The organism is Paraburkholderia caffeinilytica, from assembly GCF_003368325.1.
Classification (GTDB): Bacteria; Pseudomonadota; Gammaproteobacteria; order Burkholderiales; family Burkholderiaceae; genus Paraburkholderia; species Paraburkholderia caffeinilytica.
On sequence record NZ_CP031466.1, the window covers coordinates 637488 to 650969 of the forward strand.

The following is a 13482-nucleotide window of genomic DNA, read 5'->3' on the forward strand; positions in this document are numbered from 1 at the left end:
GCGTGCCCGCCCGGGCGGTGTCGGACTGCAGCGCATCCGGCTGCAAGTTCTCGAGCCGCAGGGGCGGGTACGAAGCATCATCATGACATCGCCATATTGCTGGCAGGTGACGGACAAATTACGACGCGCCACCCGCAGCTTCCCAACGAATCCGCCTGGCAAACCGATCGGGCAGTGCACGGAAAGTGCGCGAACGGCGACTGCAATCCGGTTGTAAATCGATTCAGACACGCGATCGCAACGCGGCGACGACACAATCCGTAAGCACTGACGCCTACTGCACGCTAATGTCAGCTTGACATCGCGGCAGGCCATCCATCGCGGTAGCACGCGGTTACACGCGCTTGAGCAACAGCCGCCGCCCGGATAGGTGTTTGACCCGTGTTGTCAGATCAGAGTCGTATGGATACGCTCTAGACGACTGGTCTAATTGAGGCCATAATCTCCTCCCTATGAGAGCTAGCCATCCCCACATTCGCCGGCACATCCTCGAAGCCGGGCGCACGCTGATTGCGCGCAAAGGCTTCGTCGCGGTCGGGCTGAACGAGATTCTGGCGACTGCCGAGATCCCCAAGGGATCGTTCTATCACTACTTCGGCTCGAAGGAGTCGTTCGGTAGCGAGTTGCTGCAGCAATACGTTGCCGACTACGCGGCACGCCTCGACGAGTTGTTCGGTCGGCCCGGTGTCAACGGCCGTGACAAGCTGCTGAGCTATTGGGGCGCGTGGCAGAGGGAACAACTCGATCAGGACGGCGACGAAAAGTGTCTGGTCGTGAAGCTCAGCGCGGAAGTAGGCGACCTGTCCGATGAGATGCGCGTGGTATTGCGCGACGGCGTCGACCGCTTGATGGTGCGCCTCGCGTCCGTGATCGAGGAGGGTCAGGCGGATGGCTCGCTTTCGCCGGAGATCCGGGCTAAAGAAGCGGCCGAACTTCTGTATCACATGTGGCTTGGCGCGGCGCTCGTCACCAAGCTGCGACGGGATGGCAGTGCGATGGCGCAAGCCATGGCGGTCACACGGAGCGTACTGCGCGCGGCATGACATGGCGGCGGCCGAGGCCGTGGTGCTGTTGAAGTTTATCGAGCAGAAGCAGAAGCCAAAGCGCTAGCAGAAACCCTGGAAGAAGCACTCAGAAAAGCACTGAGAAAAGCGCTCACAGAACTGTTTGCATAAGCACTCACAGAACCACTCGCATAACCACTGGCTCCGCGCAGAACGGAGCCTTCACATCGTTGCATATCCCAGGAGATCGACTGTGCGTAGCGTTATCTATTCCTCTTTCGGCAATCCCGCCGAGGTGCTGCAGGTCGCGGAACGTCCCACGCCGAATCCCGGCGCGGGCCAGGTGCGCATCAAATCGACCTTGTCGCCGATCCACAATCACGACCTCTGGACGATTCGCGGTCAGTATGGCTATAAGCCGAAACTGCCGGCCGTGGGCGGCACCGAAGTTGCCGGCGTGATCGACGCGATCGGCGAAGGTGTCGAACACCTGAAGCCCGGTCAGCGCGTGGTGGTGGCCGGCATCTACGAGGGCTGGGCCGATTACGTTCTGGCGCCGGCGGCAGCGGTGGTCCCGCTGCCTGACGCGATCAGCGACGAAGTAGGTTGCCAACTGATCGCCATGCCGCTGAGTGCGGTCATGTTGCTCGAATATCTGCACCTTGAGTCCGGTCAGTGGTTCATCCAGAACACCGCGAACGGTGCGGTCGGTAAGACTCTGGCGATGTTGGCCAACGCACGTGGCATCAATGGGGTGAATCTGGTCCGGCGCGAGGCGGGCATTGCGGAATTGGCCGAGGTTGGCATCGGCAATGCAGTGTCGACTGAAAGCGATGGCTGGAAGAAACGGGTTCGCGAGATCGTCGGCGATGCACCGATTCTGGCAGGTGTCGATTCAGTGGGTGGCGACGCCAGCGGTGACATCTTCGGTCTGCTTGGCGAAAACGGCACCCTGGTGTCGTTCGGCGCGATGTCCAATGAGCCTATGCGCCTCAGCTCCGGCGATGCAATCTTCAAGCAGGCGACGGTCAAGGGTTTCTGGGCGAGCAAGATTTTCGAGGTCACTTCGGGTGTGGATAAAGCACGGATGATCGGCGAATTGCTTAGGCTTGCTGCATCCGGCGAGCTTAAGCTGCCAGTGGAAGCCGTCTTCGATGTCGAGAACGCGGCGCAAGCGGCAGCGGTGAGCGCGAAGAGCGCGCGCAAGGGCAAGGTGCTGTTGCGGTTCTGACGAGCAGAGGCGCGTTGCTGCATCGGCGCACCAGTTTGTGCCGCGCGGTGTCATGCCGATGCCAGCTCGCGAGATCCTTTCCATGCCTGCCCACGTGAATCGTCGAACGGTTTCGGGGCAGGCGTTGGCCGCACTTTCTCTCACCGACTCAACAATCTATTCCATGATCGAAGTCCATCACCTCAACGAATCCCGTTCGCGCCGCATTACCTGGCTGCTGGAAGAACTCGGTCTCGACTACACGCTCGTTCAATACCAGCGGAATCCGCAGACCCGTCTTGCGCCGCCGGAACTGGTGGCGATCCATCCGCTGGGCAAGGCCCCCGTGATTCGCGACGGCGAGAAAGTGATTTTCGAGTCGGGCGCGATTGTGGACTATCTGATTCGTCGCTATGGCAACGGCCGCCTGGCCCCCGCATACGGAACCGACGAGTACGATCGTTACGCGCAGTTCCTGCATTATGCGGAAGGCAGCGCCATGCTGCCGCTGATGCTGAAGGTGTACACGGCCCGTCTTGGCGACGGTGCGGCTCCGTTGCAACCGAGAATCGAAAGTGAGCTGCAGAATCACCTCGGTTTTCTGAATCAGGAATTGGCCGGCCGCGATTATCTGATGGGCGATGAATTGACGGGCGTCGATATTCAGCTCTCGTTCGTCGCGCAGACGTGCCTGAAGTTTTGTGGGCGCGATGCGTTCCCGAATATCACTGCGTTTGTCGATCGCATCGAGACGCGCCCCGCGTACCAGCGTGCGATGGAGAAGGGCGGCGCGTAAGCGACCGCGGGCCGTCGCTCCCCCAGCGCAGTTCCAGATCGATCAATCGATGCAGTGACGCCCGTGCAGTTCCAGATGCAACTGCACGAGCCACGCACGCGCGCAATACGCGTCTATCGATGCCTGGTCGCATGGCTCGTCGAGCAATCTCACCTGATGTGCCGCCAAAGCCACGTCGAACGCGCGGCGTGCTGCCCATCTCAGCGAAAACATGACGAGCAGTCCAAGTCCGATCGTGGCACCCCGATAGGGCAGCAAGGGCGCGTTGTCGTCGAACAGACCGAATAGCACTGAAAGGATCAGGCCCGGCATGGTGGCGATGCATGTCGAGAGGCAGAGGAGCACGGCGTTTGCACGCAGCGCGGTCGTCGTAGTGGGTTTCATCGAGTGAGGTCCGGCGATCGGATAGCGGCCTCGATGCTGAGCTCGCATGACTTACCCGACACTTACGACCGTCGAGTCTTCCCGGCAGCCTTAAAACAACGATCGTTCCCCATCCCACGTCCTGTCTCATACCACGCCTGTTCTCACCGCTTCGAGTAAGTAACGAGTAAGTCCGATGGTTCTAGAGTCGATGGCGCTTCATCCATCCACTCAGGACTCGAAGGACTCGACGTGAAAAAAACGCTTCGCCGTGAGCACAGGCTGTTACTGGCTATCGCATCGTTCGCAACATTCTGCGCGTGTTCGGGCGCCGCCTGGGCCGACGGCCAGAGCCCGGAGCCACCCACGGCGGACGACACGGGCTTCACCGTGCTGAACAATTCCACCAACGTGACGCATTGGGGTCTGGGCGTTGGCGCGGGCATCCAGCAGGCGCCCTATAAAGGCTACGGCACGAAATACACGCCGATTCCGCTGATTTCGTTCGACAACAAATGGGTCCACGCATTTGGCACGGCTGTCGATCTGAAGATCGGCAAGTGGAGCAATGTGAGCCTCGCGCTGCGTGGCCAATACGCGATCGGCGACGGCTACAAAGCGTCCGATGCGCCGATTCTGAGCGGCATGCAGAACCGCAACGGTGCGTTCTGGTACGGCCCGGCGCTCGCATGGCACACCGCATACGGCACGCTTTCGGGCGATTTTCTGGAGGGCGGAAACAGGGGGCAGAAAGCCGCGATCGACTTCAGCAAGTCCTTCGAGTACGGCAAATTCGAGTTCGAGCCGCACGCCGGCGTGGATTGGTTGAGCCGCAAATATGTCGATTACTATTACGGCGTGCGCTCGTCCGAAGCGCGCGCCGGGCGCCCGGCATATGCCGGCAAGGCGACTTACGACATCTCGGTGGGAACGCGTATCGACTATAAGTTCACGCGCCATCAGATCCTGATCCTGGACGTCGGTGTTGCGCACCTTGGGAGCGGCATCACCGACAGTCCGCTGGTGGGCAAGCGCTATATTCCGCAAGCCAGGGTCGGCTACCTTTACGAATTCAAATGAGCATTACCGCATGTCGCGAATCGCACTGATCGAAGACCACGAACGCCTGGCCGGCATGATCCGTCAGGCGCTTTCGGCTGCGGGCATCGAGACCGATGTGTTCGGCACCCTGTCGGAGGCGCATTATGGCGTGAGCCGGGCCGACTACGCGGTGCTGATTATCGATCGCGGGTTGCCGGACGGCGACGGCCTGACTTTGCTGCGGGCATTGCGCGCGGCAGGGCAGATGACGCCGTCGCTCATGCTGACGGCGCGCGACGCGCTGCACGACCGCGTCGACGGTCTGGAAAACGGCGCGGACGACTACGTGACCAAGCCTTTCGCCATGAGTGAGCTGGTCGCGCGCGTGCGTACGCTGATGCGTCGTCCGGTGGCGCTGACGGATCTGGTGATTTCGTTTGGCGACATCACGGTCGATCCGCGGCAACGCGCCATGCGCTGCGGCGCGCAGTCCGTTCTGCTGGCGCCTGCCGAGTTGCAGATCGTGCTGTGCCTCGTGAAGGCGGCGGGCGCCACCGTGCGGCATGCGGCGCTCGAACATGCCGCGTGGGGACTCGGCGAAGCCGTCACGCCCAACGCGCTCGAAGTCACGCTGCATCGTCTGCGCAAGAAGTTGAACGCGGTCGGCGCGACGACGCGGCTCGCCAATATTCGCGGTGCGGGCTTCGCGTTCCAACTGGCCGCCGCGTCCACCGGCCAGCACTGAATCAACGGCCCATTGCTCACCATGCTCAATCACTGGATTCGCAGTTTGTCCGCGCGGCTTTGGCTGACCAGCATCGTTGCTCTCGCGATCAGCCTGACCGTGCTGGCGACGGCCGCCACTTATGCATTCAGTCATTTCCCCCAGCAGATGCTCGGGCGGCACGAGGAGATGGAAAGCGCGACGGCGATCGTGAGCGGACTCCGGTTCGACAGTGCCGGCCGTCCGGCCTCCGTGCAGTTGCCCACGCAGACGGCCTGGATCTTCGAGGTGCTGCCGACGGAACTGAAGTACCGTGTGCTTGGCGAACGCGGCGGCGTGTTGCTGGCTTCGAAAGGCGCGCAAGGCGATGAAGCATGGATTGCGGACGATCTATCCGGGTCCGTCGGCAAAATCCAGCGGGTGGATATAGCTGCGAAGCCATTCGAGATCCTGACGCTGCGAGTTGAGCACGGCCCAGCGGTTTTCTACGTCCAGACCGCAACGGCCGAGCGTTTCATCGACGCGCTCATAGGCAGCAAGGTCAAGCCGATGCCGGCGATCATCAAGACGATCATTGTCGTTGCCACGATCATTTTTGGCCTGACTTTCCCCTTTACCGTGCATCGCGTGCTCAGGCCGCTTCGGGAGGCATCGCGTGCGGCTGCCCGCATCACGCCGCGCAACCTGACCACGCGGCTTTCCATCGAGGGCATTCCAAGTGAAATCAAGCCGCTGATCCACGCCTTCAACGAGGCGCTCGACAGACTCGAAAATGGCTTCGCCGTGCAGCAGCAGTTTCTTGCGTCCGCCGCGCACGAGTTGCAGACGCCGCTCACCTTGATCCGCGGCCAGATCGAACTGCAACCCGGGATCGACGACAAGGAACTGCTGTTTCGCGAAATCGATCTGATGGCGCGTCAGGTTCGGCAACTGCTGCATCTCGCCGAAGTCAGCGAGTCGCAGAACTTCAGTTTCGGCGAAGTGAATATCGTCGAGGTGGTGCAGGACGTGGTGGCTTATCTCGCACGCAAGGCCGACCGCAAGAAGGTGACGCTCCGGCTCGAAACCAGCGTCGCGCCGCCGTCGATCTGGGCCGACCGAAGCGCGCTATTCATTCTGCTCAAGAACATAGTCGAGAACGCAATCAACGCCTCGCCGGCGCATGGCGCGATCGTTCTGATCGTCGATGCCGTCTCGGTGCAGGTTCAGGACGAAGGGCCGGGAATCAGGCAGGAGCACCTGCCGTTTCTCTTCAAGCGGTTCTGGCGCGCGCCGGATGCCCGGCATGACGGCGCCGGGCTCGGTCTTGCGATCTGCAAGGAGATCGCAACAGCTCACGAGTGGCGCCTGACCGTGAGCAGTCTGCTATCGGGCACGCGTTTCGCGGTGTGGTTCTCGTAACGCCGCAGCGAATTCTGATGCATGGTGCCGGCAACGCGCGTGCGCACCAGCCCCGCTTCCTGCTGGAAACCCTGGCCGCGGCACGCAAGCTGGGTATCGAACGTCCGTCGTGGACGCTGCCCGCGCCGTACGCGCATTGGCTCGAACGTTACGCTGTCGCCTGAGCGCGGCACGACGCGTGCGTTATGCGAAGGCTGTGAAAACATAAAAAAGCGCGCGGCAGGGTGTGAATTCCATTCACTCTGCCACGCGCTTTTTGCCGTTCAAGCCTGCTGCGGGTTACTTATCCTTTGATGTGCTCCGTCGAGAGCCAGCCCCCGCTTACGCCAATCTGCGCCACCTGTTTTGCGACGGCGTCGGCGAGGCGCTTGGCATCCGATGAAACACCGGCCTTCTTGGTTTCGGATACGGCGTGCAAGCCGCCACCCACCGCTGCCGAGGTCGCGATGCTCCCGACCGCGGCGCCCACGCCGGCAGTTTCGACCACGCCGGGTGCTTTGCCGCTGTCGCCGGTGGCACTGAAACTTTGCACCAGCCGCGCGGTGCCGCCCGCCGGCTTGTACAGAATCTGCACGGAGCTGCTGACTTCGCTCTTGCCGGCGCCCAGGCCGATCAGCACGCGGCGGCGGCGATTACCCGCGTCGATCGTGTCGAAGCTGCCTTGCACGAGCAGGACGTTCTGGTCGGCGGGAGCGGGGACGTCCGAGCGAATCGCGCGCAGCCCCATCGATTGCAATTGCTGCACGATTTCGTTGGCGACCTGCTCACGCACGGCGATCGCATCGGCCGACTGCTTGTCAGCGGCGGACGAGCCGTCGAGGTGCGACTTCAATTTCTTCAGCATGCCGCCGTTGTCCAGTTTCACCTGATCCGGATTGCTGTCGAAGGTGTAGACATAAATGTTGTCCGGGCGCACTTGCGGCTCTGCGCTGGTCTGGGTCGCGTTGCTGATGCTGCCGCCGGCGCAACCGGTCAGAAGCGCGCTGCAGCAGACCATTGCGACGCATGCAAAACGAGCGGCGTTCTTTTTGAGGAAACTCACTGAAGTCAACATGTTCATCCTGTCGTCGGCACGCGGTGCCGTTAGCTTCGAATGCATCTTCCGATGATCGGGCAACCGTGGGATCGTTGATCATCGGGATGGCATTCGCACGCGCGTTTTCACGCAAGCACCCTTGATCTCATGCGTCTTTTTTCGTACGCACCGGCAGCGAAACGAAGTATGGGCGAGTCGCTTCCCGAACTCCATTCAACAATTATTTCGCGCAATGTCACGGCGCGGCGTGCAGCCGCGCAGCGGGCAGGGCACGGGGTGACAGCGGCCGCAGGGTGTCAACTCAGGGCAAGTTTGACGATGCAGCAAAGAACGAAGACGAGCAGAGCTGCGGCGACGGCCATATTGAGCGGATAGCGCATTGTTCACCAGGCATGAGCGTTGCGGTGCTCTCATCCTAATCACCTGAGGGAAGATGAAAAGTGGGCAGTGAGGCGGCAATGTGCGAAAGCGAACGCAGCGCGCCGAACGGCTGCGCTGCATTTCGACGGAAGCGCTTCCAACCGGTTTTGTATTGGGACGCATTGCCGCGTCCCTCGCCTTGGGTCGGGATTGCCGTCGTTCGATTACCTGATGATCGAGTCCGCGCCTTACTGCGAAGCAGGCGGCTGCATCCCTGCCGGCATGCCGTGCGGCAGCTTGTTCACGAACACGAGATCTTCCGACAGACTGGTGCGCAGCGTGGCAATCGCCTGATCGGTATTGGCCGGCTTCAATTGCTCGCGGGCCAGCGAGTCATACACGTAGTGGCGCAGCATCGGATCTTGCGTCTTGTTCAACACCTCGTGATACACGGCGATGATCTCGCCTTCGCGCCCGCTCATGGCATACAGGCGGCGCAATTGCTCCAGGTCGTTGACCACCGCGAAACCGGGACCCATCGGTCCGGGCGGCTCGTGAGGTTCGTGAGGCCCGTCGCCGTGATGCGGCTCGCCGTGCGCAGCGGCCTGAGCGGGCGGCGGCGCTACCGCTTCCTGTGCCAGTGCGGCGGTCGCGGCCACGGTCAAAACGGCGGCCAGTGCCGCGCTCACCAATCCTTTTTTCATGATGTCGCTCCCATTGAGACAGCACCGGCGCAACGGCGCGCCGGTACATCGAGAACGATAGACGACATGCCGTTTTGCCGGGTTACTGAAGCTGTCCTGTACCTTACGGAGCCTTGCATCTTGCGCGACCCAAGCCGCACAACGGGCCGGCCGCGAGACCGTCGACGCCAGGGTGTGCCCGCTGGCGCAATATGGCCGGATGGCGCATGATTGACGCAATGTGCCGTCCGACCCCAGAAGCAGCACGCCACGGCGGGCGATGCGGCGCACACGACGCCACGGGTGCAGATGCCCGGCAACCCCATCGCGGCGATGCACCGTGGGCGAGTATTCAATCGTTGAGGAGGATTTCGCATGAGCCAACCTGACGCCGCCAATCCGTTTGGCGATTTCACCAAAATGCTGGAGCAGTTCAAGCTTCCCGGCTTCGACGTACCCGCCATCATGGAAGCGCGACGCAAGGACGTGGAAGCACTGGTTCAGGCGAATCAGACGGCATTCCAGGGCATGCAGTCGCTCGCGCAGAAACAGACCGATATGCTGCGCGCCACGTTGGGCGAATTGCAGTCGCTCACGGGGCAATTGTCGGCAGGCGGCGCCGCGCCTCCGGCGAAAGCCGCCGAACTGATCCAGCAAAGCCTGCATAAGTCGCTCGCCGACATGCAGCAGTTGGCGCAAGCCGCCTATCAGACGCAAGCCGAGTCGTATGCGGTGATCGCAAAACGCGTGGAAGAAAACGTGCAGGAGCTTAAATCGCTCTTGCAACAGCAGCAGAAGAAATAACGGACGTTGCCGCGTCGAATCGCCCGATTCGAATCCGGCGCGGCTCGCGGAAATCGCAATGAAGCGGTAATGAAGTAACCGGTGCCGCGGATGACCATCAAGTTATCCGCGGCATTTTTTTGCCGCTTCTAATTGTTTATGCCATTGCTCATACCGCGATTTTCTCTTCACACAAAAGCAGTCTGCGCACGCCGCAATTATCAGATGAAATAGGCCATTCGGCGCAAGTTATTCGGCGGGCGCTTACATTGCACGCCACATGCGACACGTATCGATATTTTTTCGCTGCGTCCCCGTTATTTCATGCGTGTGTTCGCTTTAAACAGGACGTATCGGAAAAATCTGCGCTCAAGCGACGCCCCTTGGTGATCCTGTCCTCAAATTTCAAACAGGTTCGAACGGCGTTGGACGCGTAGAAGGTTTAAATCGTCCCGCAAACGATTGCCATGCCCCTTCGCGATAGCTAAAGTTTCGCGCTGCCACTCCGTAGACGCATTCACGCAACCCAACCGGTGTGAATGCAGAACCGGCACCGCCGGTCAGGAGTGCGCCCCCTGGATTCCCGTTCCTGATCGGCTCAGCCGCCGGCCACGAGCGTTTCACCTCGAAGGAAATCTCTTGAAACCGATGCTTTCTACAAGCATTGCTCGCGCAATGCTCGGGGCAAGCTGCGCGCTGTCGTTTGCCGCGCATGCCACGCTCGGCCAGAACGTCAGTACCGTCGACAGCGATCAGACGCGGCTTCACGCAGTGGCCCATACGGTCACTACGCAAAGCGCGTATTCGGTACACCTGATTACCATGCCGTCCGGCACGCTGGTGCGCGAGTACGTCGCGCCCAACGGCATCGTCTTCGGTGTCGCATGGCAGGGCCCGACGCTGCCGGATCTGCAATCCATGCTCGGCACGTCGTTCGACCAATACGTCGCCGCTACCGCAACCCGGCGTGGCACGCCGCTCGCGGTGTCCAGCAGCGATCTGGTGGTCTATTCCGGCGGCCACCTGCGTGCGTTTGCCGGCCATGCCTATCTGCCGCAAGCGGTGCCCGCGGGCGTCGATGTCGGCGTCATTCAATAACGGAGCGAATCATGCGTCATACGTCTTCGTTCGTAACCTTGTTGTGCGCGGCGCTGCTCGCGTTGCTGGTCAGTGCCTGCGGCGGCGGAGGCGGCGGCTCCGGCGGTTCCGGCTCCTCGGCGAGTTCCGGCACGACCAGCCTGTCGGCCGGTCCCACCGTCACCAACACCTCGCCTTCGCCGCAAGTGGTGGCCGCCAACGCAGTGCGCGTGACGGTCGACGCCGGCGTGAGCAACGTGCCGAACATGCCGTTCGTCAGCATCACGATTTGCGCGCCCGGCACCAGCCAGTGCCAAACCATCGATCACGTTCTGGTGGATACCGGTTCGTGGGGCGTGCGCGTGTTCGCCTCGCAATTGCCCGCGTCGATGACGCTGCCGCAACAGAAGGACGCCTCGGGCAATCTGGTTGCCGAATGCATGCAGTTTTTCGACGGCTACACGTGGGGTTCGGTGAAGCTCGCGGACCTGCAGATCGCCGGTGAAAAAGCGGCCTCGCTGCCGATTCAGGTGATCGACCCGAACTACGCTTCGGTGCCGTCCGATTGCGCGAGCGTGGGCGCATCGCGCAACACGCCGGGTACGTTGCAGGCCAACGGCATTCTGGGCATCGGCGTGTTCAAGCACGATTGCGGCGCGAACTGTGTGCAACAGGCGGTGGCCGGCACGTATTACGGCTGCAGCGGCACGACCTGCACGTCGATTCCGCTTGCCGAAGCGCTGCAGGTCGCCAATCCGATTCCGTACTTCGCGGCCGACAACAACGGTTCGATGTTGAGCCTGCCGACGGTGTCGGGCGGCGCGCAGACGGTCAGCGGGCAACTGGTGTTCGGCATCGGCACGCAGAGCAACAATGCGCTGGGCAGCGCGCAGGTGATTGGCGTGAGTGCGTCGAGCGGCACCTTTACGACGGTGCAGAACGGCACGACGTATTCGAGCAGTATCCTGGACTCCGGCTCCACGGGCCTGTTCTTCCAGACCAGTGCGTTGCCGACCTGCGCGAGTCCCAATAGCGCGTACTACTGCCCAGCGTCGACCGAGTCGCTGAGTGCGATGATCCAGGGAGTGAACGGCACGACGAGCACGGTGAACTTCAGCGTCGGCAATGCGACGACGATCTCGCAGACGTACAGCGGCGATTCAGCGTTGCCGCTGCTGGCCGGACCGGCTTTCGTGACGTCGTCGATTTTCGACTGGGGCTTGCCGTTCTTCTACGGACGTAACGTGTACGCCGCAGTCGAGCAGCAGACGACGCCTGGCGGCACGGGGCCTTACGTCGCGTATTGAGCGATCGCCGGATTGGGCTCCGATGGGAAAGCCCGCTGCCGATCGGTTCGGCAGCGGGCTTTTTTGTGGGTTCTCGACGCGTTCCGCGTGCGGCGGGTGCCGCGACTGGACTAGCGCCGGCGTGCGGCCCGCTTGGCGGGGGCCGCTTTGGCGGCGGTGGGTGCGGATGGCAAAGGCGGCACTGACGGTGGGGCTGTCTCCAGCATGGGCGCCTGCGCCGGTTCTTGTGACATGTCAGGTTGTGCGACCGGTTGTGGCGCAGACAGTGGCGCTGGTTGCGCGACCGGCGCCACCGCCTGCAACGCGCCAGCCTGCGCCGTCTTTAACGGCGCCTGCCTCGTCCCAGCTTTACGAGCCGGCTTCACCGCTTCGCGCGGTTGCGTCTTGTCGCCCGCGGCCGTGATCACCCGATGCACGAACCGCAGCTTGTCCACGACCGGCGCGGCCAGCGTGAACGGATACCCGTCGGGCATGCCGAGACTGCGGTTCAGGCTGTTCAGCGCATACGTGAGCGGAAACCAGCGCTTCATCAGATTCTCGAAGCTCGCATCTTCGACGGGCGTGCGGTCGGTCAGCGTCGGCTCGCTCGGGTCGTCGGGCAACAAGGCGAGGCCGTAAGACGTCGACGTATCCAGCACGTCGACGATCATCAGGTAGTGCGCCCACGTCTCGGCCCAATCTTCCCATGGATGCATCGTCGCATAGGCGCTGATCGTCGAAGCCTGCCAGTCCTTCGGTGCGCCGTCGCGGTAGTAGGCCGTCAGCGCTTCGCCGTAGTCGGCACGTTCGTCGCCGAACAGCTTGCGGAAGGGCGCGAGCCAGCGCAGCTCGTTCTCGATCAACTGGCTGAAGTAGTAGTGGCCCGTCTCATGGCGGAAGTGGCCGAGGAGCGTGCGATAGGGCTCGCCCATCGCGCTGCGCACCTTTTCGCGGTAGGCGTCGTCGGCTTCGGCGATGTTCAGCGTGATGAGGCCGTTGTCGTGGCCGGTCATGACCTGCTCGCCGTCGTCGCCGTCCTCGAGGAATTCGAATGCCAGGCCATGCTCCGGGTCGTCCTGGCGCGACGGGACGTCGAGCCCGAGGGCGGCCAGCGTGTACAGCAGACGCCGCTTCGCCGTCTCCAGCCGGTACCAGTAGAACCGGTTGTCCGGCGTGCTCAGGTTCGGAATCGTGAGCGTGAGCTGGCAGGCGCGGCACAGCGTGTCGGGCGAGTCGGCGGGGATCATCCAGTTGCAGACATTTTCGACCGCGTAGTTATGGCACTGCCGGAACAGCGCGCCCCCGGCACGGGGATGCAGGCTGCGCCAGCGGCCTTCGTCGGCTTCTTCGAAGGTGCTGATCTCGGCCAGTTCGGGCACGTATCCGAGCAATGATTCGCACCGTTCGCATCGAACGTTTTCGTAGAACACGAGATGCGCACAGCGATTGCAGTGGAAGGTTTTCATCGATCGAACCCGGGTGGTGGGTGGCGGTCACGGAGCGAAGCCAACGCGCAATCCTCATGCCGCATTTGCCAGACGTCACTGGTTTAACGCACATTACGTGCATGATTGTGCATCGGCGCTGCGCCGCTTTGGTGCGCGGCCGTCGAAAAGGCGGTGGAAAGGCGCGCTGATCGATCGACCGGACGGTCGGCAGACGCGGCAAACTTCGCAGCAGGCGGTCATCCGGGCGGTACAGTCAGTTCACGTGGTTTT

Annotated in this window: 13 protein-coding genes and 1 pseudogene; 10 read left to right on the forward strand and 4 right to left on the reverse strand. The window is 62.1% G+C overall.

The window, feature by feature from the left end:
* Window positions 1-452: 452 nt before the first annotated feature.
* The 3 genes from DSC91_RS02855 (at window position 453) to DSC91_RS02865 (ending at window position 3010) form a co-directional block, all read left to right on the forward strand.
* Window positions 453-1043 carry a TetR/AcrR family transcriptional regulator gene (locus DSC91_RS02855; RefSeq protein ID WP_115776736.1) on the forward strand — a complete coding sequence of 197 codons (591 nt, stop codon included), beginning with the start codon at window positions 453-455 and terminating at the stop codon, window positions 1041-1043.
* Window positions 1044-1257: 214 nt separating this feature from the next.
* The gene (locus DSC91_RS02860) at window positions 1258-2235 is read left to right on the forward strand and encodes a zinc-binding dehydrogenase (protein ID WP_115776737.1); all 978 of its coding nucleotides are present in this window, start codon (window positions 1258-1260) and stop codon (window positions 2233-2235) included.
* Window positions 2236-2398: 163 nt separating this feature from the next.
* Window positions 2399-3010, forward strand: coding sequence for a glutathione S-transferase family protein (locus tag DSC91_RS02865; protein WP_115776738.1), 612 nt, complete (start codon window positions 2399-2401; stop codon window positions 3008-3010).
* Window positions 3011-3052: 42 nt separating this feature from the next.
* On the opposite strand, the gene DSC91_RS02870 is transcribed toward DSC91_RS02865, so the two are convergent.
* Window positions 3053-3394, reverse strand: coding sequence for a hypothetical protein (locus DSC91_RS02870; RefSeq protein ID WP_115776739.1), 342 nt, complete (start codon window positions 3392-3394; stop codon window positions 3053-3055).
* Between the two features lie 231 nt (window positions 3395-3625).
* On the opposite strand from DSC91_RS02870, the gene DSC91_RS02875 reads away from it, so the two are divergent.
* Genes DSC91_RS02875 through DSC91_RS37325 form a run of 4 tightly spaced genes read left to right on the forward strand, consistent with a single transcriptional unit; the run spans window position 3626 to window position 6703 of the window.
* Window positions 3626-4453, forward strand: coding sequence for a MipA/OmpV family protein (locus DSC91_RS02875; protein WP_115776740.1), 828 nt, complete (start codon window positions 3626-3628; stop codon window positions 4451-4453).
* Between the two features lie 10 nt (window positions 4454-4463).
* On the forward strand, window positions 4464-5159 hold the full coding sequence (locus tag DSC91_RS02880; protein WP_115776741.1) for a response regulator transcription factor: 696 nt from the start codon (window positions 4464-4466) through the stop codon (window positions 5157-5159).
* A gap of 45 nt (window positions 5160-5204) precedes the next feature.
* Complete coding sequence (locus DSC91_RS02885; protein ID WP_308422866.1) at window positions 5205-6539, forward strand: sensor histidine kinase; 1335 nt, start codon at window positions 5205-5207, stop codon at window positions 6537-6539.
* Window positions 6527-6703, forward strand: coding sequence for a hypothetical protein (locus DSC91_RS37325; RefSeq protein ID WP_162831284.1), 177 nt, complete (start codon window positions 6527-6529; stop codon window positions 6701-6703). Before DSC91_RS02885 ends, DSC91_RS37325 begins: the two co-directional genes overlap by 13 nt.
* Window positions 6704-6822: 119 nt before the next feature.
* Here the strand turns inward: DSC91_RS37325 and DSC91_RS02890 are convergent, their stop codons facing one another.
* Together DSC91_RS02890 and DSC91_RS02895 are read right to left on the reverse strand one after the other, a co-directional pair.
* Window positions 6823-7593 carry a DUF4410 domain-containing protein gene (locus DSC91_RS02890; protein ID WP_115779658.1) on the reverse strand — a complete coding sequence of 257 codons (771 nt, stop codon included), beginning with the start codon at window positions 7591-7593 and terminating at the stop codon, window positions 6823-6825.
* Between the two features lie 590 nt (window positions 7594-8183).
* On the reverse strand, window positions 8184-8639 hold the full coding sequence (locus DSC91_RS02895) for a tetratricopeptide repeat protein (protein WP_115776743.1): 456 nt from the start codon (window positions 8637-8639) through the stop codon (window positions 8184-8186).
* A 354-nt stretch (window positions 8640-8993) separates the two neighbouring features.
* Here DSC91_RS02895 and phaP point away from each other — a divergent pair, with 354 nt between their 5' ends.
* The 3 genes from phaP to DSC91_RS02910 all read left to right on the forward strand — a co-directional run bounded on the left by phaP (window position 8994) and on the right by DSC91_RS02910 (window position 11785).
* Entirely contained in the window at window positions 8994-9422 is a 429-nt protein-coding gene (gene phaP / locus DSC91_RS02900; RefSeq protein WP_115776744.1) for a phasin family protein, read from the forward strand.
* A gap of 627 nt (window positions 9423-10049) precedes the next feature.
* Complete coding sequence (locus tag DSC91_RS02905) at window positions 10050-10499, forward strand: DUF2844 domain-containing protein (RefSeq protein ID WP_115779659.1); 450 nt, start codon at window positions 10050-10052, stop codon at window positions 10497-10499.
* Between the two features lie 11 nt (window positions 10500-10510).
* The gene (locus DSC91_RS02910; protein ID WP_115776745.1) at window positions 10511-11785 is read left to right on the forward strand and encodes a DUF3443 domain-containing protein; all 1275 of its coding nucleotides are present in this window, start codon (window positions 10511-10513) and stop codon (window positions 11783-11785) included.
* Window positions 11786-12165: 380 nt separating this feature from the next.
* Here the strand turns inward: DSC91_RS02910 and DSC91_RS02915 are convergent.
* Window positions 12166-13230: pseudogene (locus tag DSC91_RS02915) on the reverse strand (zinc-binding metallopeptidase family protein); the annotation flags it as partial.
* Window positions 13231-13482: the final 252 nt, after the last annotated feature.

Excerpts from the sequence above, each read along its gene's own strand:
- phaP (WP_115776744.1), top strand. The coding sequence starts at position 8,994 with ATGAGCCAACCTGACGCCGCCAATCCGTTTGGCGATTTCACCAAAATG.
- DSC91_RS02870 (WP_115776739.1), bottom strand. The coding sequence starts at position 3,394 with ATGAAACCCACTACGACGACCGCGCTGCGTGCAAACGCCGTGCTCCTC.
- DSC91_RS02865 (WP_115776738.1), top strand. The coding sequence starts at position 2,399 with ATGATCGAAGTCCATCACCTCAACGAATCCCGTTCGCGCCGCATTACC.
- DSC91_RS02895 (WP_115776743.1), bottom strand. The coding sequence starts at position 8,639 with ATGAAAAAAGGATTGGTGAGCGCGGCACTGGCCGCCGTTTTGACCGTG.
- DSC91_RS02890 (WP_115779658.1), bottom strand. The coding sequence starts at position 7,593 with ATGTTGACTTCAGTGAGTTTCCTCAAAAAGAACGCCGCTCGTTTTGCA.
- DSC91_RS02880 (WP_115776741.1), top strand. The coding sequence starts at position 4,464 with ATGTCGCGAATCGCACTGATCGAAGACCACGAACGCCTGGCCGGCATG.
- DSC91_RS02855 (WP_115776736.1), top strand. The coding sequence starts at position 453 with ATGAGAGCTAGCCATCCCCACATTCGCCGGCACATCCTCGAAGCCGGG.
- DSC91_RS02905 (WP_115779659.1), top strand. The coding sequence starts at position 10,050 with ATGCTTTCTACAAGCATTGCTCGCGCAATGCTCGGGGCAAGCTGCGCG.
- DSC91_RS02910 (WP_115776745.1), top strand. The coding sequence starts at position 10,511 with ATGCGTCATACGTCTTCGTTCGTAACCTTGTTGTGCGCGGCGCTGCTC.